Source organism: Actinomyces sp. Z16, assembly GCF_003111765.1.
GTDB classification, from domain to species: domain Bacteria; phylum Actinomycetota; class Actinomycetes; order Actinomycetales; family Actinomycetaceae; genus Actinomyces; species Actinomyces glycerinitolerans.
In genome coordinates this window covers 1,333,056-1,359,426 of sequence record NZ_CP027862.1, presented here as the reverse complement: position 1 = coordinate 1,359,426, position 26,371 = coordinate 1,333,056, and the positions used below count along the sequence as shown (strand labels likewise).

Below are 26,371 nucleotides of genomic sequence, written 5' to 3'. Positions count from 1 at the left end.
TGCAACCGATCTCAGCAATCGGTCTCATAGCGGCAAGGCGCACTCGCCTTGCGTTCGGGTCGTGCACCGCTGCCCTCTCCGAATGCCGCTGCCCCACATCCACCAGGAGCTCTCAATGTCGACGAACCCACCTGCGGTCGCTGAGCCGACGCCTACCGCTCAGGCATCGGCTCGGCCCCACACCATCAACCTCATTGCCGGAACGGTCGGCCACTTCGTCGAGTGGTACGACTGGTACGTCTACGGGTTGATGGCGGCCATCTTCGCGCCGCACATCTTCCCCAGCGATTCCCGACTCGCCTCCCTCTTGGCCGCCTTCCTGACCTACGCGATCGGCTTCATCATCCGACCGATGTCCGGATTCATCATCTCGCCCCTCGCGGACCGCTTCGGTCGCCGGATCGTCCTGACGCTGTCGGTGTCGGGCATGGCCCTCGGTGCGCTGATCATCGGCCTGACGCCCGGCTATGAGACCATCGGCGTCGCCGCCCCGATCCTGTTCGTCATCGCCCGTGTCATGCAGGGCATTTCCGCCGGTGGCGAGGCCCAGTCGGCGATCTCCTTCATGGTCGAGCATGCTCCGGCCAACCGCCGCGGCCTGTACGGCTCCTTCTCGAACACGGCTTCCGGCCTGGCGACTCTCGCCGCCACCGGCGCGGCCGCCCTGTCGACTGCGGCCTTTTCTCCCGAGGCTCTTGACGCATGGGGCTGGCGCGTTCCCTTCATCTTCGGTGGCATCCTCGGCATCTTCGGGCTTCTTCTGCGTACTCACTCCGACGAGAGCCCTGAATACGAGGCGCAGTCGAAGACCAACAAGAAGTCTTCGAAGGGGCGCGTCGGCTATCTCCTGCGCCACTACCCCAAGCAGCTGCTCCAGACCGCCGCCCTATCGGCTCCCGCCGTCGCCTACTACACCTGGGCGACCTTCCTGCCCACCTACGCGGAACTCACCTCCGGCCGCGATAAGACTTCGACTCTTGCCGGCTCGGTGATTGGCCTGTGCATTCTCGTCATGGTCGTGCCCTTCTGCGGTTGGCTCTCCGATCGCATCGGGCGGCGCCTAATCTTCCCGATCATCGGCACCATCGGCATGGTTCTCCTCTTCTACCCCCTGATGATGGCTCTCAAATATCCCGGATTCGGCGTCTACGTCGCCGTTGCCGCCAGCGGATGGGTCGTCCTGGGTATTTGGCAGGCTGTCTACCCGACGATCCAGGCGGAGCTCTTCCCGGCCTCGCTGCGTGTCTCCGGCATCGGGGTGGCGCACCAGTTCGTCATCGCGACCCTGGGCGGCACCGCGCCGCTCATCGCCACCGCGTTCATCAACGCCGGCCACCCGAATTGGATCCCGATCTACATGAGCGTCATCGTGTTGATCTGCCTGCTGATCTACTTCACGATCCCCGAGACCGGCTCGAAGACGCCGCGCGCCACCGTTGCGATGGATGACCGCGAGGTGGTCGAGGGCGAGAAGAGGGCCTGAACGCTTGCGCTAATCCGTTTGATTCATGATCCCGAACCACCGAGGGGAGCCGAGCCACCACCAGCCCGGCTCCCCTCACCCGTGTCGGTGCAGCAGCAGGCTCATTCAAGGACCCGCTCGACTTGGCCGAGCGTCCGGATGCAGTTCTCCGCACCGACGATTATTAGTCAGCAAGTTCGCGTCACACCGGACCGGTACGCTGGCTGGCATGAATCTTCTGGAGCGTGCCGCGAACCGGCGCCAGGCGGCACTGGGGAGCCTTCTGTGCTGCCGATTCGGGCGTACGCACGTCGTTGGTCAAGAGCGACTTCGTGCAGTGGGCGCTGCACACGGATGAGCACTTCGACCTGGTGATTCAGAATCCGCCATACCACAAGATCCGCTCTCGCTCGACGCTGGATTCCGATCTTCGCAGCGCAGGCATAGCCGTTCCCAATATCTACGCTGGTTTCATGGCGCTTGGCGCACTCCTGCTGGACGCCGGCGGACAGCAGGTCTCCATCACACCGCGCTCGTGGATGAACGGCACCTACTTCAGCCACTTCCGTCGCACTCTGCTGGCATCGTTTGGGATCGACGCCATCCACACCTTCCAGTCACGTTCCGAGGTATTCGGCGACCTGGGAGTACTTCAGGAGACGATCATTGTGTCTGCCATAAACGGTCCACAGCCGGACACGATTCGTCTCTCCTCATCCGTGGATCACCATGACACGCCCGTGACGCGACATGTATCGGCAGCTCAGGTAGTCACGAATGACTTCGTGTTCGTTCCCGCATCCTCACAGGACGCCGAGGCGGTCAAGTGGATGAACTGCGCCAGATACACGCTTGCCGACCTCGGCATGACGGTTTCAACCGGACGCGTGGTGGACTTCCGATCCCGTGAATACTTGGCATACGAGCCGTCCGACGGTGCCGTACCGATGGTGTACCCGGCCAATATCACCCGGCAGCGAGTAGTGCATCCCCGCGATAGCGTGAGGAAACCGCAGTGGTTCCGTGCGACCGAACCGGTGCGCACGAAGTTCCTGGTCCCGGCAGGCACATATGTTCTGGTCAAACGCTTCTCCGCGAAGGAGGAGAAGCGGCGCCTGGTCGCCGCCGTGTGGTCCGACGACGGCAGGCAGCCAGCGTTCGACAACAAGTTGAACTACATCCACTGCGCTGGGCACGGGCTGGACCCCGAGGTTGCTGTCGGCTTAGCGGTCTGGCTGAACTCGAAACCGGTTGACGATTACTTCCGAGTCTTCTCCGGCCATACCCAGGTCAACGCCGGTGATCTGCGGCAGATGCGGTTCCCCAACCTGGGCCAGCTGCGCCGACTCGGCGAGAGCACGCATGATCCTGAAGAGGCCATCCGCAGGGTAATGGGCATGACACGCATGGAGGCCGCATGAGCACCGTCCAGGAGGCAGGCAATACTCCGCAACGACGACGACCCTTCGCGGGCGACCAACTCGTCGAAGAACAACTACCGGCTGAATCCGGAGGCCTTGCTGACGATCCGGCTCTACGGAACCCCCGACTTCGGCCCCGCTATTGAGGAGTACGTCGTTGAGGCGGGCAGTCTCGCCGCCAAGTACCAAGCTGCCCGCGATCTAGCCCGTATCCCCGTGACCACGCCCGAGGGGGATACTTTCACGTTGAAGGCAGGCGGACAGAACGTCCTCATCAAGGCGATGGTCATGGAGGAGCTCAACCCACGGGCCCGTGGACCACATTCGCTACAGCGAGCTGTCCAGCCTGTTTTCACGATCGACCGCCGACCTCGTATGTGTGTCCTGCTTCCCTGATCGCTCGGTCATGCGCAGATTCCTCCCCGACATGGCCTGGGAGACGGAGGTCTGGCTGGCGTCAGAGCCCACACACATGATCCACCTGAACGGGGAGAAGTTCTTGGGGCCGTACCACCATTGATGTGGGCGATCTCATCAGCTGTCCCCCTGTCACCCAGTGGCTGTAGCTCGAACAGGGACGCTGAAGGTCACCGTCCACCGTGCCTTGCCCCGGTTTACGACAAACTCACCGCCGAGGGTCTCCACGCGACGCCGCGCGTCTGCCAGCCCCAGGCCGGAGGACAATGCGCCGTCCGAATTCTGCGTCGCATCGACCGCGTTGGTGACCATGCAGTCGAGAACACCGTCATCGATATCTATCGCTACTCTGGCCAATCCATCGGCGGCTGTGTGCTTGGCGGCGTTGTCAACGAGTTCGCCGACGACTCGTAGCACCTGCTGGTGCGTGCCTGGGGTGAAGAGCTCTTCGGCTAGCAGTTGCACGCCGTCGACCTCCAGCGAGGCCCCGCGATCGGCGAGCGCACGACGCGCATCCGCTAAGGTCTGATCAATCGGCCGCGGCGGCCTCGAGGTCATACGAAATAGGTCAGCGTCGCCGTCGTCTGTGGTCACGCTCTGTAGGCCGCGTCGCAACTGCGCTACCGCAGCGCGCACCGGCTCGATGATTGAGTCGAGTTCCCGGCTCAGTTGCTCGTCACCGGCGTGGGCGATCTTTAGCTGCTCGCCCGCCATCACCGCGTAGGTGAGGTCGCGCGCAACCGTGTCATGCAGTTCCGAGGCCACAAGCCTGCGCTGTCGAAGCCGGGCATCACGCCTGCGCCGGGCGTCACGGCGAGCCTGATCACGCTGCTGACGGAGCATCTCCCCCAGCACCAGGCTGGGAACGCCCATGGTGACCGGCCACACGAACGCAGCCCACAAGGGCTCGTAGACAGCGGGCAGTAACAACACCGGCAACGTGATGATGCAGGCAAGCGAGTAAACCGTCCACCGGGGAAGGCCACGTGCGAGCAGCATAGCGACCACACCCCACGCGGCCGTGGAGGCCAAGAGCCCCGTATCCTGCGGGACAGATTCTGCAACCCAGGTAACCACTATGCTCATTGCGGTACCGACCACCGGAGCGACCGAGGTCAGAGGCAGGGCAAGGGCGGCCAGCGCAGTAAGGCTGATCGCCACCGGTTCTCTCGGGAGTGACGTGAAGAAGAACGCGAAGGTGAAAAAGAAGCCCGCCATGCCCACGTGTAGCAGGTGGGTGCGCAGCGTGGGATGCCATGCGCCGGGCTCGTCATGGCCGGCAACAGGAGAGGATCGAGGGAGGAAGTGCAGCATGGTGAGGAACGTTCAGCGAGGACGATTTCCGACCTAAGCTTAGCGGCGTGCCAACCTCTGATATCCGTCCCGGTGAGAAGGCCGACGTCGAACCGATTCGGGTAGTCGTGGTCGACGACGAAGCCTACGTACTGCGTGCTCTGCAGGCCTACCTCAGCAAGTCCCCGCGAATACAGGTCCTCGGCGCCTTCGCCTCCGCAGCCGACGCGCTTCCCTTTCTACGGGGAACCCACGCCGACGTCGTCCTCACCGATGTGGCCATGCCCGGATTAGACGGCCTGGAGCTGCTGTCGCGATTGAAACAGGAGTCTCCGAGCACGGCCGTCGTGGTTCTCACCGGTCTGGATGACGACACGGTCATGATGGATGCACTCGGCCGACACGCGAACGGATTCCTCCTCAAGAGCGCCGAACCGGATGACGTGGTCCGCGCCGTCTTCGCCGCTTACGACGGCGGGACTCCTCTATCGCCGGATGCGGCATCCAAATTGGTCGCCAAGCACCTGCGCCCGGTGATGCCGGACCGAGCGCCCGGCATCACCACGGCCGAGCGGGAAGTGCTCACCCTGTTGTGCGATGGCATGTCCAACGCGGAAATCGCGGATATGCTGGCTGTCGCGGAGAGCACCGTGAAGCGACACGTGTCCAGCCTGATGCATAAGTACGGGGTGAATTCCCGGCTCCGCCTCGTCGTCGCCGCGAATAAGGCCGGCAGCTTGCCCTCCTGACATACTCTCACTCCTGCGCGAGAGCTATGACCGGCGGTATAGCGGCAGCACGACCGGCAGGCCTCAGGGACGCCCCGATTCCGATCAGCGTTGTGATCGCCAGTAGGCCGAGCAGCGGGAGCCAAGGCAGGCTCACGCGGAGGCCGACGTTGCCCATGGCGGCAAGCGATCCGACCGCTCCGACCAGCGCCCCGGCGAGGATACCCAGGACGCCGCCGATCAGTGCCAGCAGCACCGCCTCGGTGACGATGAGTTGACGTATTCCGGACCGGTCGGAACCGGTTGCCCGTAGCAGCCCGATCTCGCGGATCCGCTCCAGGACGGAGACATCGGTGGTGTTGGCCATGCCGGACAGACAGATCACGAGGGCGGCGACCATGACCAGGCCGATGGTGAGCTCGGTGCGCTGGAGAAGTGCCGTGAACTCGTCGCGGTTCTCGGAGCTGCCCTGAGCCATGAGGTTCTGGCCGCGGATGGCCTGGCTGACCGCGTCCTCGATGGTCTTGGAGGAGCCGTCGCCGGTGGTGCGCACCCACATGACCGCTTCGGTGGACGCGCCTCCGTTCAGGCGCTCCGCAGTGGCGGGGGTAATGGCCGGAGTCCACCACGCATTGTTGTGGCGAGCGGTTAGCTCGACACTGCCAGCCGGACCGGTCAGCGTCACCTGAGCGCCGTCTGGGATTCCTTGGTAGTCGTTGACGACCAAGACGTCGTCTTCGAGGTCAGCCATGTTGGACGTGGAGCGGGAGACGCCGGCGACCTCCGCGGGCTCGAAGAACGAGATGTCGATCGATTGAGTCTGTCCTCCGACGGTCACGTCCACGTTCATTCCGGGGACAAAAACCGTGTCTTCTACGCCGTCGACCGCCTCAACCGTTGTGGTCAGCGCTTCCCTATCGGTATCCGGTTCCACCCCGAAGATCGTGATGTCAATCGGTGAGTTCTCCGCCTGGATTCGCTGGTAGGAGTCGTTGACGGAGAAGAAGGCCACGAGCACCGCGGAGCCGACCAACATGCACAGGAACAAGGTGGCGGTAGTAGCGGTGGAGCGCCCCCTGTTGCGGCTCAAGTTGCGTGCCGCCAGATGGAGGGTCGGGTACCTACTGTCGGAGCCGATTCGTTCCACGAGGGTCACCAACACCCCGGCCAGGAACGGCAGGGCGAGCAGAATGCCCAGCGCTATCAGCACGGCGCCACCGACCATGACGTAGAAGCTCTGTGTGCTCGCTCCGAAGATGAGGACCGCGGCGCCGCCTACTACCAGCAGGCCGCCGCCCGCTGCCGCCCATGCCCGCCCGTGACCGTACCGCTGCGGCGTCACTGTCAGTCCGGTGACCGCAATGAGTGGGGAGACGCGGGAGGCCCGGCGGGCGGGCCGGAGCACCGCAATGATGGTGACGAGCGTGCCCAGCAGGATCGTGGCTACGAGGCCCCGTGGCGTGATCGTGAGCTGGTCGGTGCTCAGGCCGCTGATGATCCCCGAGCGGATGATCCCTGCCGCCGCGCCGACTCCGATTACCGCTCCCAGGCAGGAGCCGGTCAGCCCAGTAAGTGCGGCAGTGCGCAGTACGGAACGCGTTACCTGGGGGCGGGAGGCACCAATGCAGCGCAGGAGTCCGATTGTGCGAGTCTGGCGGGCAATCAGGGTGGTGAAGGTGGTGGCGATGACAATCGCCGCCACCACCGCGCACATGGGTGCCAACAGATTCAGGATCGTTGTGATTAAGGTCCCGCCGACGGTGGATGAGGCGGCCCGCTGCGCAATGGCTTCATCGGCGCCTAGGACAACTACCCCGGATCGGAACGATTGTGCCGCCTGCCGGACCTCGTCCAGAACCGCACTAGCGTCAGCACCGACCTGCGCAGTCACGTAAATGTTGTAGTAAGACGTGTCCGCTCCCATGGCGGCCAGCTGCTCCGGCACGGCGTACACGGTTCCCTGTGTGCCTTCGTCTAGCGCCCCTGCCTCGGCTCCCGGCGAGACAATACCGACGACAGTGGGGCTAGTGTGTACGTCGCCGTCGTAGTCGTTCTTGAGTCGAACCGTGTCGCCCACGCCGAGACTCTGTGTCTGTGCCAACCGTGTACTAATCGCTACCTCATTGACGGCGTCGGGCAACCGACCGGCGGTCAACAACGTATGCCCATTGAGAGTGGGCACGTCCCGCGTCACCACCGCGGTGTCGCCCGCCGGCAGATCGAGTTGGATCACGTCCCAGTGCTCGCCACGGGCAGACTCCACGCCATCGAGGCTCTCAAGCCGGAAGACCAGCGTGTCGTCAAGGCCCTTCCCGCCGTCAGCACGGCGTCCGGTGTTCACCACCACGTCGGCGTCACCGACGGAAAGCTCGGCGTTGCTACGCATCTGGGCAGCGAACGAGTCGGACACGAAAAAAGCGAAGGCTATGAGCGCCGCGCTCATGGCGACCGCCACCAGGGCGGCCACGGTGCGGCGCAGGTCAAGCATGGCGGGCATCAGCGCGCCCCCTGCATGGCGGCCGCCGGCGCGGCGTGCTGGCCGGCGGGGCGGGCGAGCACGTCGTCGCCGACGATCCGTCCGTCCCGCAGCCGGACGATCCGGTTGGTGGCCCCGGCCGCGTTCTGGTCATGGGTGACCATGACCACCGTCTGCCCCAGGGCCTGGCACATGCGGGCCAGCGTCTCCAGCAGGGAGGCGGCCGACGCGGTGTCCAGGGCCCCGGTGGGCTCATCGGCGAAGATGACCTCCGGCCGCCCCACCAGGGCGCGGGCCACCGCCACGCGCTGCTGCTGGCCGCCGGACAGCTCGCTGGGCCGGTGGCTCAGCCGGTCTCCGATCCCCAGGGAGTCGATGACGGCGTTGTACCAGTCCCGCTCGGGCTTGCGGTGAGCGAGCCGCAGCGGCAGCAGGATGTTCTCCTCCGCGGTCAGTTGCGGCAGCAGGTTGAAGGCCTGGAAAACGAAGCCGAGCTGGTCGCGGCGCACCGCCGTCAGCTGCCGGTCGTTCATCCGGGCCAGGTCCTTCCCGGCGATGAAGACGCTGCCGGAGTTCGGGGTGTCCAGGCCGGCCAGGCAGTGCAGCAGGGTGGACTTGCCCGATCCGGAGGGTCCCATGACGGCGACGAACTGGCCCCGGCTGACGGCCAGGGAGACCTGGTCCAGAGCGGTGACCTGCGCGCCGCCGGTGCCGTAGATCTTGGTGAGCATCCTGGCCTCAACCACCCGCGGCGCGGCGGGGTCGGCGCCGGACAGGCCCAGGTATGTGGATTCGGTGGGGACGGACATCGGGGGGTTCCTCCGTAACGGATTGCTTTGGCTGACGCGATCAACGCTAGAATCCCAAGAATCCGTTGGAAATCCGCTGAAAGTCGGAACTTTTGACTGCCCGCGGACGAAAGTTCCAGCCCCGTCTACTACCTCCGCACCACCCCTGTCTCACCCTCCAGGACGAGACCACGGTCACACCGACTCGGGGTAATCCCTGACTTCGGCATATTCTGTACGAGCCGCGGCCCGCAGTAGGGACTAAAACGAGTGGGCCAACCCAGAATGATGCTCCGGAACCGGCATAAGCGAGTCTTCCACGTCGAGTCGGCGCTGACCGAAACAACGTGACTGCGCCACCCGCTCGGTGCGGGTGGCGCAGTCAAATGCATTGGCGAGGCCGGGCCGAGCGCTACTCCTGCGCCAGCGCGCTCACCGGGGCGACGGCGGCGGCACGGCCGGCGGGACGCAGCGCCGCGAGCACGCCGATGGCCGCGGCGGCCAGCAGAATTCCGGCGATCCCCACCCAGGGCACCTGCAGCACCAGGCTGTCCGCGGCGTCGAGCCCGAATACGGCGACCACGGCCGCCATGCCGAACACCGTCCCCATGACCGCCCCGAGCAGCCCGCCCAGCAGGGAGGTGAGCACTGCCTCGGTGATGAACAGTCGCCGCACCTGGCCGCGCTGCACCCCGGTGGCGCGCAGCACCCCGATCTCCCGGAAGCGCTCCAGCACGCTCACGTCGGTGGTGTTGGCCAGCCCGGACAGGGTGATCAGCAGGGTGAAGGCCAGCACCGCCACAATGATGGTGACAATGCGGTTGACCTCGTTGTTGAAGCTCACGCGCTCGGTGGCGGAGGTGCTGACCACCAGGTCCGGCCGCTGCAGCGCGTCGCGCACCGCGTCGACCACGCTCGTGTCGGTGCCGTCCCCGACGGTGCGCACCCACAGGGATGCGGCCGTGACCTCGCCTCCGGACAGCTCGGCGGCGACGGCCGGGGTCACTACCGGCCCGACGCCGGACTCGGCCAGATGCACGGTCAGCTCCCTGCTGCCCCCGGTGCCGGTGAGAGTGACGGCCGTCCCCTCCTCCAGGCGGTACTCGCGGGAGAGGACCAGGGTGTCGTCGTCGAGGCCCTCCAGGCCCTTGTCGGAACGCAGAACCGGGGCGGCCGCGGCCGGGTCCACCGCGGACACGGTGATCTCGTCGGCCTCGTAGGCGCTCGGGGTGATGCCCACGTCCAGTACCGGAACCACCGCCGCCTGTTCCACGCCGTCGGCACTCTTGGCCCGGGTGGCCAGCGCCGCGGCGTCGTCGGCGGCGACGATCCCGTCCACCCGGATGTCGACCGGCGCGCTGGCGCCGAGCAGGGCGCTCATGGAGGCGTTGACGCTGGCAATGCCGGACAGGAGTGTGGCTCCGACCGTGACCGTGACCAGCAGGGAGGCGGTGGTGGCGGCGGCGCGCCCCGGGTTGCGTGCCAGGTTGCGGGCGGCCAACTGCAGCACGGGCCGACGGGCACCGCCACCGAGCCATTCCACCAGTCGGGCACCGCCGACGACGAGCAGCGGCAGCCCCGCCAGCACGCCCAGCACCAGGAGCACCGCGCCCACGGCCGTGTAGATAACCACCTGCGCCCACATACTCAGCCAGGTGATGCCCAGACCGATCAGGGCCACCACCACCCCGGCCGCGGCGGTCCGCATCCGACGACGGCTGAGCGAGCGCTCGTCGGCCACCTGCCCGGTCAGGGCCACCAGCGGGGATACGCGGGTCGCCTGCCGGGCCGGGCGCACCACCGCCACCAGCGTCACCGCGGTGCTGAGCACCACCGCCAGCACTATCGTCTGCCGGTTGACGGTGAGATAGCGCGCTTCCAGGCCGTCCACCAGCCCGGAGCGGGTCAACAGGGCGGCCAGCTCCACGCCCAGGATAGTGCCCACCACCGAGCCCGCCAGGCCGGTGGCCAGGGCGCTGCGCAGCACCGAACCGAACACCTGGGCACGGCCCGCGCCGATACAGCGCAGCAGCCCGGTCTGCCGGGCCTGCCGCGCCACCAGGGTGGAGAAGGTCGTGGCAATCACGATCCCGGCCACCACCGCGCACACCGGGCCGAGCAGCTGCAACAGCATCTGCGTGGTGGAGTTCATGTCACCCATGTTCGACGCGCGCATCATCACGATGTCTGAGGCGGAGTAGACGCTCGCGTCCAGGCCGGCCGCGTCGAGGGCCTGTGAGACGGAGTCCATGAGGTCCTGCGTGCTCGTACCCGCGGTGGCGCTCGCGTAGAGGGCCGCCGGGGCCGTCGACAGCCCCAGGGCGGCTCGTTCGTCGGCGGTGGCGAAGATGTACTGCTCACTGGTGTTCCAACGGGTGGTCTCCGGGCCGGGGGCGATCACACCCACCACGGCCGCGGTGGTGGGGGCGGCAACCGGGTCTTCCTTGAGCGCCATGGCACTGCCAACCGCGACGTCCTGCTCAGCGACCGAGGGCGAGACCGCAATTTCTCCCTCCTTCTGCGGCAGGCGCCCCTCGACCAGGCGGGTGCCGCCGGACAGGGACGGCACGTCCAGCACGTAGGTGAACTCGGTGCCGCCGCCGCTGCCCATGCGGTCGATCCAGATGGTTCCCTCCGTGTAGCTGCGCACGCCGGCCACGCCATCCGCCGCGGAAATAGTGGAGGCGGCCTCCTCGGACAGTTCTCCGCCCTGCTCGGGCAGGATGACGACGTCGGCGTCCCCCAGGCTGGCGCGGGCGGCGGCGGTCATCTGGGTGGTGGCCGTGTCGGAGATGATGAAACTGAAGACGATCAGGGCCGCACTCATGGCCACCGCCACCAGGGCGGCCAGGGTGCGGCGCAGGTCGAGCATGGCGGGCATGGGTGGGGCTCCTTCGCTTGGGTTCCGACCGCATCCGGACGGCTGAGACTCACGCTACGAACCGCCCGCAGGACCCGAAACCTCACTTCGACGGATCTTTTCGGGGTCCTGCGGTACCAAAGCCTCACCGCCGCCTACGACCTTCGGCCCGCGCATGCTCCTCCTGCGGTAGGAGTCCGCGCCCCGTCCGCCACGGTAATCGGGTGTCCTTCGGCCCCGTCGGAGCCGGAAGCGCGCGACATCCGTCTACCCTCGTGCCATGAGCAGCAATGCCGGTTCCTCCCCCACGTCCCCCGCAGCGGAGCGCCGTTGGCGCGACGACCTGCACCTGGCACACACCATCGCCGACCAGGTGGATCCGCTCACTCAGGCGCACTTCGACGCCCAGGACTTCGAGGTGGAGACCAAACCCGACCTGACCCCCGTGACCGCGGCTGACCGTGAGACCGAGCGCCTGATCCGTGACTACCTGGCCCGCGCCCGCACCCGCGACTCCGTGCTCGGAGAGGAGTTCGGCACCACCGGCCACTCCCCCCGCCAGTGGGTGATCGACCCGATCGACGGGACCAAGAATTTCGTGCGGGGCGTGCCCGTGTGGGCCACGCTCATCAGCCTGGTCGAGGACGGCGAGGTCGTCGTCGGCCTGGCCTCCGCGCCCGCGCTCGGGCGGCGCTGGTGGGCGGTGCGGGGCGGCGGCGCCTGGACCGGCCGTTCCCTGGCCTCGGCCCGCCGCCTGCACGTATCCAGCGTGGCGAGCCTGGAGGACGCCTCCCTGTCCTACTCCTCGCTGTCCGGCTGGGCCGAGCGGCGGCGGCTGCGCGGCATGCTGTCGCTGATGCAGGCCTGCTGGCGCACCCGCGCCTACGGGGACTTCTGGTCCTACATGCTCCTGGCCGAGGGCGCGGTGGATCTGGCCGCCGAGCCGGAACTGGAACTGTACGACATGGGCGCCCTGGTGCCGATCGTGGAGGAGGCGGGCGGCCGCTTCACCTCCCTGTCCGGCGAGCCGGGCCCCTGGGGCGGCAGCGCCGTCGCCACCAACACCCTGCTGCATGAGGCGGTCCTGGAGCGCCTGTCGGCCGAGACCGACTGACCCGGGCGACGACGCCGGGCGGGCCGCGGTCCGACGCGTACCGGGGCGCCGTCGTCGGGCGGCGGAGCGTGGGGCCTGGCCCGGTCGTGCTGAGGCCGGTTCCACACGCGCGGATGCGCACGGGACGGGCCATGCCCGGTAGCCTCTCAGGAAACACCGCACCCGATCGCTGGGAGCCTCATGAACTGGCTGCACGCCGTCATCCTCGGCATCGTCGAGGGCATCACCGAGTTCCTGCCCGTGTCCTCCACCGGGCACCTGAACATCGTTGAGAAGCTACTGCACTACGACATCGACTCCGTGGGCATGACCGCCTTCACCGCCGTCATCCAGGTGGGCGCCATCCTGGCCGCCGTCGTCTACTTCTGGAGCGACATCGTGCGCATTGTGACCGCCTGGTTCAAGGGCTTGGCCGACGCCGAGGCGCGCACCGACCCCGACTACACGCTCGGCTGGGGCATCATCCTCGGCTCGATCCCGGTGGCCGTGGTGGGCCTGTTGTTCAAGGACTTCATCGAGGTGACCGCCCGCTCCCTGTGGGTTATCGCGGGGGCACTGATCCTGTGGTCGGGTGTCATGTGGCTGGCCGACCGGCGCAGCGACGGGCCGACCGGAGCCGCCCACACCTCTTCGGGCAAGGGCATGCGCGAGGTGTCCCTCAAGGACGCCCTGATCATCGGCGGCTTTCAGGCGCTGGCGCCCGTGTTCCCGGGTATCTCCCGCTCGGGCGCCACCATCTCCGCGGGACTGTTCCTGCGCTTCGACCGGGTCACCGCCACGCGGCTGTCCTTCTTCATGGGCATCCCGGCGCTGCTGGCCGCCGGCGCCCTGGAGGCGGTCACCGCCGCCGGGGACATCTCCGCGACGGTCGGCTGGGGGGCAACGGCGATCGCCACGATCGTGTCCGGCCTGGTGGCCTACGCGACGATCGCCTGGCTGCTCCGCTTCGTCTCCTCCAACAAGTTCACCGGCTTCCTCATCTACCGCGTGCTGCTGGGTCTGCTGATCATCGTGCTGGTGGCCAGCGGCACCATCGCCGCCTGACGTCGGGTGGCGGTAGAAGTCACACCGGCGAGGCAGGCGCCGTTAATACCCCCTGGGGTATTGTCGCGCGCAGGTGGTCGCCCGGAATGGGTACCGAATGCTGCACCACGGCACTACGACGCGAAAGGCACGACGTTGACCCCAACTGTTTCCTCCCCGGCCGCTGCTTCGCGCCCCGACGACGGCGCAGCCGCGCTCTCCTCCTCCGGCTCCGTACGGCCCCGCCGGCTGGTGATCGTCGGCGGCGTCGCCGGGGGCATGAGCTGCGCCGCCCGCGCGCGCCGTCTGAGCGAGGAGGCCGAGATCATCGTCCTGGACCGCGGGCGGCACGTCTCCTTCGCCAACTGCGGCCTGCCCTACTACGTGGGCGGCGAGATCGAGGACCAGGCCGACCTGCTGGTGCAGACCCCCGAGCGGCTGCGCGCCTGGCTGAACCTGGATGTGCGCACCGGACACGACGTGGTCGGCATCGACCCCGAGGCGCAGGAGGTGATCGTGCGAACCGCCGACGGCGTCCAGCGCCTCAGCTACGACGCCCTGGTGCTCTCCCCCGGCGCACAGGCCACGCGCCCGCCCGTCGACGGGCTCGACTCGCCGCGCGTGGCCACCCTGCGCAGTGTTGAGGACGCCGCCCGTCTGCGGGAGTGGGCGGACGCGGGCGCCCGGTCCGCCGTCGTCCTGGGCGCGGGCTTCATTGGCGTTGAGGCGGCCGAGGTGCTGGCCAAGCGCGGCATTGCCACCACCATCGTCGAGTACGCGGAGCACGTGCTGCCGCCGCTGGAGCGGGAGCACGCCTACCCGATCACCCAGGAGCTGCGCGGGCTCGGCGTCGACGTCCGCACGGGAACCGCCGCCGAGTCCATAAGCCACGGCGCCGACGCCGACGAGGTCCGCCTGGCCGACGGCACGCGCGTGCGGGCCGACCTGATCGTCCTGGCCACGGGGGTGCGCCCGGACACCGACGCCTTCACCTCCTCCGGGCTGGAGCTGGAGCGCGGGGCGATCATCGTCGACGAGCACGGCCGCACGAACCTGCCGCACGTGTACGCCGTCGGCGACGCCACCATGTCCACCGATCCGGTGACCGGGGCGCGGCGTCCTGTCCCCCTGGCAGGCCCGGCGAACCGGGCGGGGCGGCTGGTGGCCGACTTCATCATGGATCCCGACCACGCCCGCCCGATCCCCGCACCCCTGGGCACGGCCATCGTGCGCGTCGGGGGTATGACGGCGGCGATGACCGGCGCGAACCGCGCCGCGTTGGACGCCGCCGGGATCGAGTACACGACCATCCACCTGCACCCCAACCAGCATGCCGGCTATTTCCCGGGGGCATCGCAGTTGCACCTGTCGGTCAGCTTCGCACCGGACGGGCGGATTCTCGGCGCCCAGTGCGTGGGCCGCGACGGCGTCGACAAGCGCATCGACGTGCTGGCCACGGCCATCCGCGCCGGGCTGGGCGTTGCGGACCTGATCGACCTGGACCTGGCCTACGCCCCACCCTTCGGACAGGCGAAGGACCCGGTGAACCTGGCCGGAATGCTGGGGGCGAACGTCCTGAACGGAACCGTGGAGGTGTGGGATGTGCGCGACCTGGAGCGGGTCCGCCAGACCCACCTGCTGCTGGACGTGCGCACGAGGGCCGAGGTCGCCCGCGGCATGGTGCCGGGCGCCCTCAACATTCCGCACACCGAGCTGCGCGCCCGCATCGAGGAGGTGCGGCAGGCCGCCGCGGGACGCCCCATCGGCGTGATCTGCCAGGTGGGGGTGCGGGCGAATATCGCCCACCGGATCCTGGCGGGTAATGGGCTGAAATCCTCGGTCCTCACCGGCGGCATGATCACTCTGCGCGCCTGGCTGGGGGACGCCGCCGACTCCTACCTGGTGGGGGCGTGATCGCCGTGGCCAAGGCTCAAGATGCCGCAACTCGAGGTGCCGCCGCGACGACGGCAGGCGCTGAGGCGACGGCGGCCCCGGGATTCGAGTGCGATCCGGAGACGAAGCGGCGCATCGTCAACCGGCTCAAGCGGGCGCGCGGCCAGCTGGACGCCGTCATCGACGCCGCCGAACGCGAGGCCTCCTGCAAGGAGATCGTCACACAGCTGTCGGCGGTGACGCACGCGCTGAACCGGGCCGGGTTCGTCATCGTCGCCACCGCCATGCAAGCCTGCGCCGACGGCGAGCGGACGGCGTCGGCCGAGCGGGACGGCGGGGACGGCGTCGGCGAGACCGACGGGACCGGGGCCTCGTCGGACGGGGCTTCCCGGCCGGTGGCGCTGACCATGGACGAGCTGGAGAAGATCTTCCTGTCCCTGGTCTGAGCGCCACCCGGGCGCGATCCCCCCCCTTTTTTCATCACCCGATCACCACAACCAGAGGAGAACATCATGTGTCGCAAGGTGACATGCAAGCGGTGTGGCAAGCCCACCTGGGCCGGCTGCGGGCAGCACATTGAGCAGGCGCTGGCAGGCGTGCCCAAGTCGCAGCGCTGCCAGGGCCACGACGACAAGCCCGCCGCGCCCGCCACGCCGTCGAGCTTCCTGCGGGGGCTCTTCGGGAGGAAGTAGCGCCGCAGCCAGTGCCCTGCCGCCCCCTGCGACGCTGTTTCTCAGGCGTGACCTGGGGCGTCTCCGCGGGTTGGTCATCCGCCCTACAGTCATGTCATGGCTGAGCTCCCCTCCCTGCTGCCGCTCGCGCGGCGCTGCGAGGAACAGGACTGGCACCTTGTGGCCTGGATTAATGCCCAGTCTCGCGATTCGGTGTTGGCAGGGCTATCGGAGTTAGGCCTGGCTCTGGGAGTGCCAACCGGCGAGGATTTGACCCCTGAGGTGCTTGCACAGCGCTGTCTCAACGCGCTCGCCTCCGCTCAGCCCTCGGACCGCATCATAGTCCTGGACAATGTTGAGCGCCTTGACGATCTGCGTGACGTGGTGCCACGTGGCCAAGGACTGCGCGTGCTCGCTACTGCCACCCGGCACTCCGGCTGGGACGGGCAGGGATGGGACCAGATCGACGTCGCGGAGTTCGACAGGTCGGAGGCCGTCGACTTCCTGCTGCGCAGGACAGGTCAGGACGATGCAACTACTGCTGGCGAAATCGCCGAGAGACTCGGCGATCTGCCGTTGGCAATCGCTCAGGCCGCCGCCTCCATCAAATACGAGAGCTGTACCTTGGGCGAGTACCTGGTTCGCCTGAGCCAGACCAAGCTTGAGGATGCTGTGCCCAAGCTCGACGGAGACATCTACCCTGACGGCGTCGCCATCGTCTTGTGGATGGCGATCGAAGGAGTGCTCGAGCGGTTCTCCGCCACCTCAGTGCAACGGGCCAAGATCGCCCGCGACCAGCTGGGAGCCCTGGCGCTGCTCGCTGCATCTGGAGTACCCACACGTTGGCTTTCGGCAGCCACAGGCGATGCGGGCGAAGCACGCCGGGCGCTGCCCGAACTCCGCAACTCCTCGATCTGCCAAGCCTCCGATGACGGTACCGCAGTCACAATTCACCGCCTGCAGGGGCAGGTATTCAGAGAAACGCGCACTGAAGATCAAAACAAGGAGATGCTTGCGGCGGCAGCGGCCACACTGACCGCAATCGACTTCGACACGATCCCACAAAACAACACGCAGGAACGTCGCCGCGAAGTACTGGACCGCGTCGCACAATTACGAGCCATCGCCGAGCAGGAGCACTCACGCGATCTTTTTAAGTATTCCACCATTGGCGATTTGCTATCCAATACGATCTGGTGGGCATCCGAGCTTGGAGCATCTCAAGAAGCACTATCGCTGAGAACCGCGGTAGAACTCCAGACACGTGTCTTGGGCCCCGACCACCCCGACACCCTGGCCAGCCGAGGCATTCTCGCCGGCGCCTACGAGTCGGCGGGCAAAGTGGAAGAGTCCATCAGCCTGTTCGAGCAGGTCCTGCAGGACCGCCTGCGCATCCTCGGCCCCGACCACCCCGACACCCTGACCAGCCGCAACAACCTCGCCTACGCCTACCAGGCAGCGTGCCGCCAGGAGGATGTGGTCAAGCTGATGGGTGCGGCCGATTCCGACCACAAGGATTCTTGAACCTCTGAGGCACCACACAGCGCCGTGAAGTGACCGCTCCCCTGGTATGTGGAACCTTCCAGCGGACTGGTTGCACAGATCCCGTCATGCTTCATCCCTCGGCTACCTGCACGCCCATCAGGCATCACTGGCTGCGGAGGTGCCGCTAAGCCTGCCCAACGCCCTACTTCAAGGTGATGGCGAGGTCGCCGCCCTCGCCATCGGGATTGGCAATAGGGCTCTTCCGGTTTGGGGGTGTGGTGGTTGTCTGGGGCGGCGGCAGGAGTGCTGCCGATGTCCTGGGACATGGCATGGGGTGGGGTGGGTGGCGTGGGGTGTTTGGTACGCCGGCTGGGCGTTAACAACGCTACTTAACGCTCTGCTGTATACCTCTGGGGCCTTCAGCAGACGGTTAACTGGCGTTGTTAACGCCGAAGTGGCGTTGCAGACGGCGAAGTGGCGTTGCAGACGGTCCCGCTTCCGGGCGCCGGAGCTGTCGGCAGCCAAGTGCAGCCAGGCCAGGCGTTCTGGCGTGGTGAGCCGGCGCCGTGGAGGTTCAACCCGCGTCCTCGAGCACTCCGCCCGGCCGGCGGCGAGGACGCCCCTACCGGCCTGAGGACGCCCTCGCCGGCCCGAAAACGTCCTCGTGCGCCCAACAACGACCTGCGCTGGTCGAATACGTCCTCGTAAGCCCCAAACCCTCCCGCATGTGCAGGGTTTGGGGATGACGAGGACGTTCTCGGCAGACCAGCACCTACCGAGCACGACCACGCCGGCCCGAGCACGACCACGCCGGCCCGACATCGACCTCATCCGCCCCCGAGAACGTCCCCGCCGACCCGACACCGACCTCACCACCCCAACCACGACCACCGCAACCCGGACCGAAGCCACCACGCCGGAAGCACCACACCCTCAAACCGGAAGAGCCGGCAATAGCCCCGCCGTCGGGGTCGGGCGCACTCGGTCCCTCGGAGTCGTGCACCGAGGTAGTAGCCGCGCCAGTGCCTATCCGCCGGTCTAGGAAGGTCCTCGACAGCCCCACCCGCGGTACACAGACTACGCCGTGCCCGGGAGTCGTCAGGGATCGAGGACGATCACCTGACTCAGAGCGCCTTGTCTGCTCGGCACGCCACCCGAAGCAGTTACGCGGTAGCCTGGTAGCATGGCAGCCCAGGAGTCGCTCGGACGTATCGTCATCCAGGGGTACCGCTCGATTCGCGACCTCGACCTGGAGTTGACGAGTGACGTCACCGTCCTCATTGGTGCCAACGGGTCCGGCAAGTCCAACCTGGTCAGCGCCCTTGAGCTCGTCTCCCGCGTCTGGGATGACACGTTCCAGAACTATCTCACGGACCGCGGCGGGCTTGCGCCATCCCTCCGCGACGAGGACGGCGCCGCGCGCATCTCGATTTTCGGCGCAGCTGCCCCGGGGCGTCCCGTCAACGGCTACCGCGTAGCGCTCGCGCTTGACGACGAGGACGCTCCCCGCGTCACAGAGGATCTCCTGTTCCAACAGCCATCGCGCGATCGCCCCTTCTGGGAGAGGATATCCCGAAGCGACCTGCATGGAAGAGGTAAGACCGCCCCGCGCGAGAGACAGGGTAAACGTGCTATTGCCTATTACGTCGCGCCGATCGTCTCCGGATGTCGCGTATTCCATTTCGACGACGTATCCCCCAACGCCCCTGTGCGCCAGTACAGCAATATCGCAGATGATCTTGCGCTTCACTCCGACGCCTCAAACATTGGCCCATTCCTGCTCAAGACTCGCGAGAATCACCCCCACCGCTACGAGCAGATCGTCTCGACCGTACGCTCCGCGGCGCCATTCTTTGAGGATTTCGTGTTGGAGTCGAACCAGAACGAGCGGCTCCGACTACGCTGGCGACAGCGTGGGCTCGACCGCGTCTTCTCCTCCCGCGAGATGAGCGACGGCACCCTGCGGTTCGTGTGCCTGGCGACTCTACTGCTGGGCCCAGATCTTCCCTCGACCGTAGTTCTGGACGAACCCGAGCTCGGCCTGCACCCTGCAGCGATCACGCTGCTCGCGGAGATGATCCACGCCGCAGGCAGGATTGGGCATCGCGTCCTGGTAGCCACCCAGTCGGTGCCCTTGCTGTCGCACTTCGAAATCGGTGAAGTACTGGTGCTGAACCGGGTCGACGGCACCACGGTCGCCACGCGTCCCGACCCTGAACACCTCGCAGGTTTTCTCGAGGAGTACTCGGTAGGAGCCCTGTGGGAGATGAACCTGCTCACAGGCCATCCGTCCTTCCACGAGCAGCCGATCGAGGTTATCTGATGACAGCTCCCAGACAAGTCATGGTGCTCGTTGAAGGACAAACCGAGAAAGACATCTTGGAGAGCGTTTTCGCCCCCATGGCGAAGTCTCGCTCGGTGTACGTTTACCCGATTCCCGTCACTACATCCCAAACGCCCAAAGGACCCAACCGGGGCGGCGGCACCTGGGGAAACTATGATCACAGCCTGCGTAACCTGCTTAAAGGCACCCATCTGAGCAGTGTCGGCCTGCTGATAGACTTCTACGGCTACCCGCGCAATGCACCCGGTTACGTTTCCAACGGCAAAGGGGAGTCGTACCGGCTGTCTTTGGAACAGGCCCTTCGAGACCACTTCGAGGACCCCAGGTTCCACCCACTCGTCGTTAAGCATGAGATCGAGGCACTGGCACTCGCATCCATCTCCGCCGGTCATTCGACGGGAGCCTTCTCAGCAAAGGCGCTGAAGCAACTCATCAAAGCTGTCGAGGCGAGCGGAGGCCCAGAGGAGGTCAACAACGGGCCGGACACGAGCCCGTCCAAGCGGATTCTCCGGGCCTGTCCCGAATACCGCAAAGTGCAACATGGCCGGGAGCTTGCAGAGTTGGCGGGTGCGGAAGAGCTTCTGGGGCGGTGCCCCACCTTCGCGGCCTGGTGGAAGAGCCTTCTCGAGGACGCGCCATCCTGAGCCGCCGTCGACGGTGCGTGCCGCCCACTCTCTAACCACATGCCGTACGTCCGCTGCACGCCACCCGCTAAGCACCTCGAATTCGTGTCGGAGGTCTGTGAGAGGCTGCGGGCATGCGGATCCTCCACACCTCCGACTGGCACCTCGGGCGCACCTTCCACGGCCGGGTGCTCGACGACGCCCAGGCCAGCCCGTTTAGCCCACCTAGACGCGGCGCGATTACCGGCGGTAAACTTCGATGACGAAGCCAATGAGGTACCGGGACCTGGCGCGCATGCTTGTCAAGGCAGGCTTCACGGCACGCCGAGGTAAAGGCGATCACGAAGTCTGGCGCTGCGGCTCAGTGACCGTCGTGATCACCCGCACCCCTGAGGTCTCACCGAAAGTCACTCGCGACGCGCTACGGGCGATTGAAAGGAGCAGGACATGAACCGAAGCCTTACGGTGACTGCGACCCGCTGGTCGGGAGGCTGGGAGCTCGAGCTCGACGACGACCACCACACCCAGGTAGCCCACCTCGACCGGGCACGCCAGCAGGTCATCGATTACCTCGATACCGTCGACGAAACCACCGACCACTCCAGTTGGGAGATCGACATCGTCCCCGAAGTCGACTCCCTAGCGCAGGTTCGCGCGGCCAAAGAGGCCTCCGCCCGCGCCAAAGCGCTGCAAGAAGAGGCCGCCACTGCCTGGCGCAAGGCCGCCCTAGCCCTGCGCGCCGAAGGACTGTCCGTCTCCGACACCGCTGCCATTATGGGCATCTCCCGAGGCCGGGTCTCCCAGCTCACTGCCACAGGCTGACCGTCACGCGCCCGCCCGCTGACCGCTGGGCAGCAGTCCCCTGAACGCCGCCCGCTAAGCACCTCGAATTCGTGTCGGAGCTCTGTGAGAGGCTGCGGGCATGCGGATCCTCCACACCTCCGACTGGCACCTCGGGCGCACCTTCCACGGCCGGGTGCTCGACGACGCCCAGGCCACCTTCGCCGACCATCTGATCGAACTGGTGGACTCCGAGCAGGTGGACGCCGTCGTCATCTCCGGTGACGTGTACGACCGCGCCATCCCGCCCACCGCCGCCGTCCGTCTGCTCGATGACACCCTGTGCCGCCTGGCCGACCGCACCCGCGTGGTGCTTACCCCCGGCAACCACGACTCCGCCCAGCGGCTTGGCTTCGCCGCCGCCCTGCTGCGCGAGGGGCTGGACCTGCGCGTGCGCGTGGCCGACGTCGACCGGCCCGTCATCATCCCCGACGCCGCCGGCCGCCCCGGCCTGTACGTCTACGCCCTGCCCTACCTGGACCCCGACGCCGCCCGCGTATCCCTGCCCCGGCTGCTCGCCGAGCGCCTCGGGGAGGGAGAGGGCTCGGGCGTGCAGGGCGATGATGCGGCTCCGGCCGACCTCGCCGTGCCCTCACCCGCCGACGGCGAGTCCCCCGCGAGCGCCAGCGACGTCGACTCCCCCACCCGCGCCGGCTCGCCCTCCCAGGCCGGCTCCGGCCTTCTGCCGCGCAGCCACGAGGCGGTGGTCTCCGGGGCTTTGCGGCTGGTGGCCCGCGATCTCGCCTCCCGCCGAGCCGACGACGCGGCCAGGGTGCCGGCGCTGGCCATGGCGCATGCCTTCGTCGTCGGCGCTCAGGCCAGTCCCGACTCCGAACGGGATATCCGCGTGGGCGGAGTGGACTCCGTCCCGGCCGGCGTGTTCACCACGCTCGGAGGCTCACCGCTGGCGGGCACCTCCGGCGGACTCGACTACGTGGCCCTCGGTCACCTGCACCGCCCCCAGGAACTGCACGACTCCGCCCGGGACCGCGGGGCCGACGGCGCGCAGGCCGTCGCCGAGGCGGCCGGCACGGGCACCTCCCACCCGCGCCTGGTCTACTCCGGCAGCCCGCTGCCCTTCTCCTTCCCGGAGGCCGACGCCGCCAAGTCCTCCGTGCTGCTGGAACTGGACGCCTCCGGCGTCACTCGCCTGGAGCGCATCCCCACGCCCACTCCGTACCGGCCCACCACGCTGCGCGGCACGCTCGAGGAACTGCTCGCCCCCGCCAACGCCGCACACGCCACCGACTGGATACGGGTGGAACTCACCGGGCCCATGCCGTCGGGCACCATGGCCCGCCTGAAGGATCGCTTCCCCAACCTGCTGGCCTTCTCCCACGCCCGCCCCGAACGCGAGCAGCGCGAAACCATCACGATCAGCCGCGCCTCCGACCCGGTGGAGGTGGCCGACCGCTTCCTGGCCGAGATGCTCGGGGATGCTCCGAGCCCCGCCCAGCACGCCATCATGTCCGAGGTCTACGATGCCGCCCGCCGCCAGACCAGCAGTAAGGAGGAGCGCTGATGCGACTGCACCGACTGACCATCACCGGCGTAGGCCCGTTCCGCGGCACGGAGACCATCGACTTCGACCGCTTCGCCGCGTCCGGCCGCTTCCTGCTGACCGGGCCGACCGGCTCGGGCAAGACCACCATCATCGACGCGATCGTGTTCGCCCTGTACGGGCAGGTGGCCGACTCCGACGGCTCCTCCAAGCAGCGCATCCGCTCCACCCTTGTAGACCCCGCCGTCCGCAGCACGGTGGATCTGGTCTTCTCCACCTCCGCCGGCGTCTATCGCGTCCTGCGCACGCCGGAGTACATGCGGCCCAAGCAGCGCGGCAGCGGCACCACCAAGCAGAACGCCACGGTGAAGCTGTGGCGGATGTCGGCTCCCGCTGGGGCAACCGTGGATGAGCCGATCACCCGCGTCGACGAGGCGGGTAAGGAGATCCGTCGGATCGTGGGCCTGGACCGGGAGCAGTTCACCCAGACGGTGATCCTGCCCCAGGGGAAGTTCGCCCGGTTCCTACGAGCAACCTCCGATCAGCGCCACGAACTGCTGCGCGACGTGTTCGGCACCGGCATCTTCGACGCCATGCAGGAGGAGCTACGCGCCCGCAGACGCGACGTAGAGCGGCAGACGGAGGCGGCCCGGCAGGTCCTGCGCACCCGCGCCGACGTCCTGGCCCCGTTACTGTCCGCGCCCGTTACCCCGCCACCGGTCACCGATGCGCCGACGGATGACGCGTCTGCCGCTCCCGGCGTCGGGGCATCAACCGGCGTCCCCGCCGACGAGCCCGCGTGGCCCGACGACGTCATCGAGCCGGGGCCGTACTCCTCGCCCGCCGCCCGCCTGGAGGCCCTCGTCACCGCCGCCGCACCGGATGCCGCCGCCATCATCGCCTTCGGCGAGGAGGCCGTGGGGGCCGCCCAGGCCGCGGCCGCTCCCGCCGAACAGGCCCTGCAGGTGGCCGACGCCGCCCGGAGGGAGGCGTCGGCCACCCTCGACGCCGCGCGAGCGCTGCAGGAGCGCCTGAGCCGCCGTGCCCGGCTGCTGAGCGAGCAGCAGCAGCTCGACGCCACCGCCGCGCAGGACGCCGACGCCGCCGCCCGCCTGGATGCCGCCCGCCGCGCCGGGCCGGTCGCCCGCGCACTGGCCCGGGCACGGGACGCCGCACGTACAGCCGAGGCCGCCCGCAGCCGGGCCGCACAGACCCTCGCCGACGCCGCCCCCGCGGAGGCCGCCGACGCCGATTCCGATAGCGCACGCGCCGTAACCGCCGCCGAGGCGGTCCCGGCCCGCGCGGCCCTGGACGGGCTCGCTGCACTGCTCTCGACCGAGGCGGGCGGCACCGGCACCGCGGCCGAGCCGACGGCCGATTCCGACGCGCACCAGACCGTTCCCACCCCCGAGGTCGAGCCCGCCCTGGCGGCCGTGACCGCGGCCGCGGCGGCGCTCACCGAGCGCGGTCAGAGCCTGCGCACGCGCGCCGGAGCGCTCAGCGCCGTCGTCGAGGTGGAGGCGGGCCTGCCCGCCCGGGCGCAGGCGTCGCAGGCGGAACAGGAGCGGCTGACCGCCACCGCGGCCGAGGTGGAGCGCGCCGCCGCACAGTTGGCCCAGCGCCCCGGGCTGCAGGCCGAGCTGGTCGAGCGCCTGACCGCCGCCCGGGAGGCACAGGCCGGGCTGGCGCAGGCGCGCGTGACGCGGGACGCCTGCCGGGAGCGTTTACAGGCCGCCCAGCGGGCCGAGGCCCTGGAGCCTCGCATCGCCGCGGCCCGCGACGCCGTGCAGCAGGCCGCCGCCGAGGCGCTGACCGCGGCGGGCCTGGTTGCGCAGCGGCGCAGCGCCTGGATCACCACCACCGCCGGCTCGCTGGCCACCGAGCTCGTCGACGGGCGGCCCTGTCCCCTGTGCGGATCCACCGAGCACCCCTCTCCCGCCACGCCCGGGGAGTCCGCGGTCTCTCGCACCCAGGTTGAGGATGCGGAGGCGGCGCAGCAGCAGGCGGATGCCGCCCTGGCCGCCCGCACCCGGGAACACGACGCCCTGGTCACCGAGCAGGCCGCCGCGCGGGCGCAGGCCGGCGAGGACTCCGTGGCCGACCTCACCCAGTCCCTGGAGACCGCCGCAGCCCAACTCGAGGCCGCAGAGCGGACCGCCGCGCCGCTGGCCCAGCTGGAGGCCGAGCTGGCGGAGTTCACCGAAGTGACCGACCAGCTGCGCGAAGGCCTCGATCAGCGGCGCAGCCGCCTGGCGGAGGACCGTGCCCGCCTGGAGGCGGGGGCCGCCGCCCTCACCCAGGATCGGGAACGGTGCCGCAACGCCCGTGGAGAGCACGAGTCCGTGGCCGCACGTATGCGTTCCCTGGCCGGCGCCGCCGACGCCGCCGCCGAGCTGGCCGGCCTGCTCACCACGGCCGGAGACACCGCCCGCACTGTCGTTCAGGAACGCGGCGAGCTGGCCGACGTCGTGGCACAGGCCGGGTTCGTGTCCGCCGAGCAGGCCGCGACGGCCAGCCTGCCCGGCCCCGATCTGGCGGCCCTGGAGGCACAGGTCAACGAGGCGACGGCGCGGCGCGAACGGGTCCGGCAGGCACTGACCGAGGACGAGGCGATCGCCTCCCTCACGGGGGAGGAGATCGCCGACGTCGACGGCGCCCGGGAGCGGCTGGCCGCCGCCGATGCCGCCTACGAGGCGGCGCTGCAGGCGCGGGAGCAGGCGCGTGCGTTCCTCGCCCGGGTTCGGGACGCGGCCGCCGGACTCGCCGACGCCGCCGATACGCTCACCACCGCCATGGAGGACTCCGCCGCCCTGCTGGAGGTAGCCGCCCTGGCCACCGGCTCCAACGACGCCGCGACCCCGCTATCCACCTGGGTGCTGCTGGAGCGATTCAACGACGTACTCGCCTTCGCCAACGACAGGCTGGACCAGATGTCTGCGGGCCGCTACGCGCTCGTCCGGGTCGCCGACGAGGCCGGCTCTGCGCGCCGCAAGGACCGGGGCCTGGGACTTGGTGTGGTGGACCGGTTCTCCGACTCGGGTGTGCGCGATCCCAAGACGCTGTCCGGCGGGGAGACGTTCTACGTGTCCCTGTCGCTGGCCCTCGCCCTGGCGGACGTGGTCACGGCCGAGTCCGGCGGGGTGTCGATGGATACCTTGTTCATCGACGAGGGCTTCGGCTCGCTGGATCCCGAGACGCTGCAGGCCGTACTCGCCGAACTCGGGCGGCTTCAGGCCGGTGGACGCACGGTCGGGATCGTGTCCCACGTGGAGGAACTGCGTCGGCAGGTGGCCGACCGCATTGAGGTCACCCGCTCGCCGACCGGTTCCACGCTGCGCACGATCGCCTCCTAGCCGGACGCCGGGCGACGCCCGCGGGTTGACGCCCCGGGCCATGGGTGCGATGCAGCGGCCTCGGGGGCGGCACTGTGGC

At 68.3% G+C, this 26,371-nt stretch carries 20 protein-coding genes; 16 read left to right on the top strand and 4 right to left on the bottom strand.

Annotation, left to right across the window (positions count from 1 at the left end; translation table 11 throughout):
• Nucleotides 1-115 precede the first annotated feature (115 nt).
• The 4 genes from C3B71_RS05610 to C3B71_RS16125 all read left to right on the top strand — a co-directional run bounded on the left by C3B71_RS05610 (nt 116) and on the right by C3B71_RS16125 (nt 3,403).
• Nucleotides 116-1,483, top strand: a complete 1,368-nt coding sequence (locus C3B71_RS05610) for an MFS transporter (RefSeq protein WP_073327093.1) — start codon at nt 116-118, stop codon at nt 1,481-1,483.
• A gap of 224 nt (nt 1,484-1,707) precedes the next feature.
• Nucleotides 1,708-2,883 (top strand): Eco57I restriction-modification methylase domain-containing protein, encoded by a 1,176-nt coding sequence (locus C3B71_RS05605; protein WP_159097651.1) that lies wholly within the window; start codon nt 1,708-1,710, stop codon nt 2,881-2,883.
• 21 nt (nt 2,884-2,904) lie between these two features.
• A complete protein-coding gene (locus C3B71_RS16920) occupies nt 2,905-3,279 on the top strand; it encodes a hypothetical protein (protein ID WP_108966683.1) in 375 nt (124 codons plus the stop codon).
• Nucleotides 3,197-3,403: a BsuBI/PstI family type II restriction endonuclease gene (locus C3B71_RS16125; protein WP_108966681.1), complete on the top strand. Its 207-nt coding sequence runs from the start codon at nt 3,197-3,199 to the stop codon at nt 3,401-3,403. Before C3B71_RS16920 ends, C3B71_RS16125 begins: the two co-directional genes overlap by 83 nt.
• 29 nt (nt 3,404-3,432) lie before the next feature.
• Here C3B71_RS16125 and C3B71_RS05590 read toward each other — a convergent pair whose 3' ends face one another.
• On the bottom strand, nt 3,433-4,614 hold the full coding sequence (locus tag C3B71_RS05590) for a sensor histidine kinase (RefSeq protein ID WP_108966679.1): 1,182 nt from the start codon (nt 4,612-4,614) through the stop codon (nt 3,433-3,435).
• A 47-nt stretch (nt 4,615-4,661) separates the two neighbouring features.
• Here C3B71_RS05590 and C3B71_RS05585 point away from each other — a divergent pair, with 47 nt between their 5' ends.
• Nucleotides 4,662-5,342, top strand: a complete 681-nt coding sequence (locus C3B71_RS05585) for a response regulator (protein ID WP_234416123.1) — start codon at nt 4,662-4,664, stop codon at nt 5,340-5,342.
• A 7-nt stretch (nt 5,343-5,349) separates the two neighbouring features.
• Here C3B71_RS05585 and C3B71_RS05580 read toward each other — a convergent pair whose 3' ends face one another.
• From C3B71_RS05580 to C3B71_RS05570, 3 genes are all read right to left on the bottom strand, one after another.
• A complete protein-coding gene (locus C3B71_RS05580) occupies nt 5,350-7,818 on the bottom strand; it encodes an FtsX-like permease family protein (protein ID WP_108966677.1) in 2,469 nt (822 codons plus the stop codon).
• Complete coding sequence (locus C3B71_RS05575; RefSeq protein ID WP_108966675.1) at nt 7,818-8,606, bottom strand: ABC transporter ATP-binding protein; 789 nt, start codon at nt 8,604-8,606, stop codon at nt 7,818-7,820. Before C3B71_RS05575 ends, C3B71_RS05580 begins: the two co-directional genes overlap by 1 nt.
• A 391-nt stretch (nt 8,607-8,997) precedes the next feature.
• A complete protein-coding gene (locus C3B71_RS05570) occupies nt 8,998-11,466 on the bottom strand; it encodes an ABC transporter permease (protein WP_108966673.1) in 2,469 nt (822 codons plus the stop codon).
• A gap of 259 nt (nt 11,467-11,725) precedes the next feature.
• Here C3B71_RS05570 and hisN point away from each other — a divergent pair, with 259 nt between their 5' ends.
• The 11 genes from hisN to C3B71_RS05510 all read left to right on the top strand — a co-directional run bounded on the left by hisN (nt 11,726) and on the right by C3B71_RS05510 (nt 26,292).
• Nucleotides 11,726-12,559 carry a histidinol-phosphatase gene (gene hisN / locus C3B71_RS05565; protein ID WP_073327105.1) on the top strand — a complete coding sequence of 278 codons (834 nt, stop codon included), beginning with the start codon at nt 11,726-11,728 and terminating at the stop codon, nt 12,557-12,559.
• Between the two features lie 180 nt (nt 12,560-12,739).
• Entirely contained in the window at nt 12,740-13,603 is an 864-nt protein-coding gene (locus C3B71_RS05560) for an undecaprenyl-diphosphate phosphatase (RefSeq protein ID WP_073327107.1), read from the top strand.
• Between the two features lie 231 nt (nt 13,604-13,834).
• Nucleotides 13,835-15,496 carry an FAD-dependent oxidoreductase gene (locus C3B71_RS05555; RefSeq protein WP_258522930.1) on the top strand — a complete coding sequence of 554 codons (1,662 nt, stop codon included), beginning with the start codon at nt 13,835-13,837 and terminating at the stop codon, nt 15,494-15,496.
• A complete protein-coding gene (locus tag C3B71_RS05550) occupies nt 15,493-15,921 on the top strand; it encodes a metal-sensitive transcriptional regulator (RefSeq protein WP_199912585.1) in 429 nt (142 codons plus the stop codon). Before C3B71_RS05555 ends, C3B71_RS05550 begins: the two co-directional genes overlap by 4 nt.
• 66 nt (nt 15,922-15,987) lie before the next feature.
• The gene (locus C3B71_RS05545) at nt 15,988-16,167 is read left to right on the top strand and encodes a hypothetical protein (RefSeq protein WP_108966671.1); all 180 of its coding nucleotides are present in this window, start codon (nt 15,988-15,990) and stop codon (nt 16,165-16,167) included.
• Between the two features lie 96 nt (nt 16,168-16,263).
• Nucleotides 16,264-17,670 (top strand): tetratricopeptide repeat protein, encoded by a 1,407-nt coding sequence (locus tag C3B71_RS05540; protein WP_108966669.1) that lies wholly within the window; start codon nt 16,264-16,266, stop codon nt 17,668-17,670.
• A 1,144-nt stretch (nt 17,671-18,814) separates the two neighbouring features.
• Nucleotides 18,815-19,954, top strand: coding sequence for an AAA family ATPase (locus tag C3B71_RS05535; protein ID WP_108966666.1), 1,140 nt, complete (start codon nt 18,815-18,817; stop codon nt 19,952-19,954).
• Nucleotides 19,954-20,619, top strand: a complete 666-nt coding sequence (locus C3B71_RS05530) for a DUF4276 family protein (protein ID WP_108966664.1) — start codon at nt 19,954-19,956, stop codon at nt 20,617-20,619. The genes C3B71_RS05535 and C3B71_RS05530 overlap by 1 nt, the downstream gene beginning before the upstream one ends.
• A 426-nt stretch (nt 20,620-21,045) precedes the next feature.
• A complete protein-coding gene (locus C3B71_RS05520; protein WP_108966662.1) occupies nt 21,046-21,420 on the top strand; it encodes a helix-turn-helix domain-containing protein in 375 nt (124 codons plus the stop codon).
• 100 nt (nt 21,421-21,520) lie between these two features.
• Nucleotides 21,521-22,960, top strand: a complete 1,440-nt coding sequence (locus tag C3B71_RS05515) for an exonuclease SbcCD subunit D (protein ID WP_108966660.1) — start codon at nt 21,521-21,523, stop codon at nt 22,958-22,960.
• A complete protein-coding gene (locus C3B71_RS05510) occupies nt 22,960-26,292 on the top strand; it encodes an AAA family ATPase (protein ID WP_108966658.1) in 3,333 nt (1,110 codons plus the stop codon). The genes C3B71_RS05515 and C3B71_RS05510 overlap by 1 nt, the downstream gene beginning before the upstream one ends.
• Nucleotides 26,293-26,371: the final 79 nt, after the last annotated feature.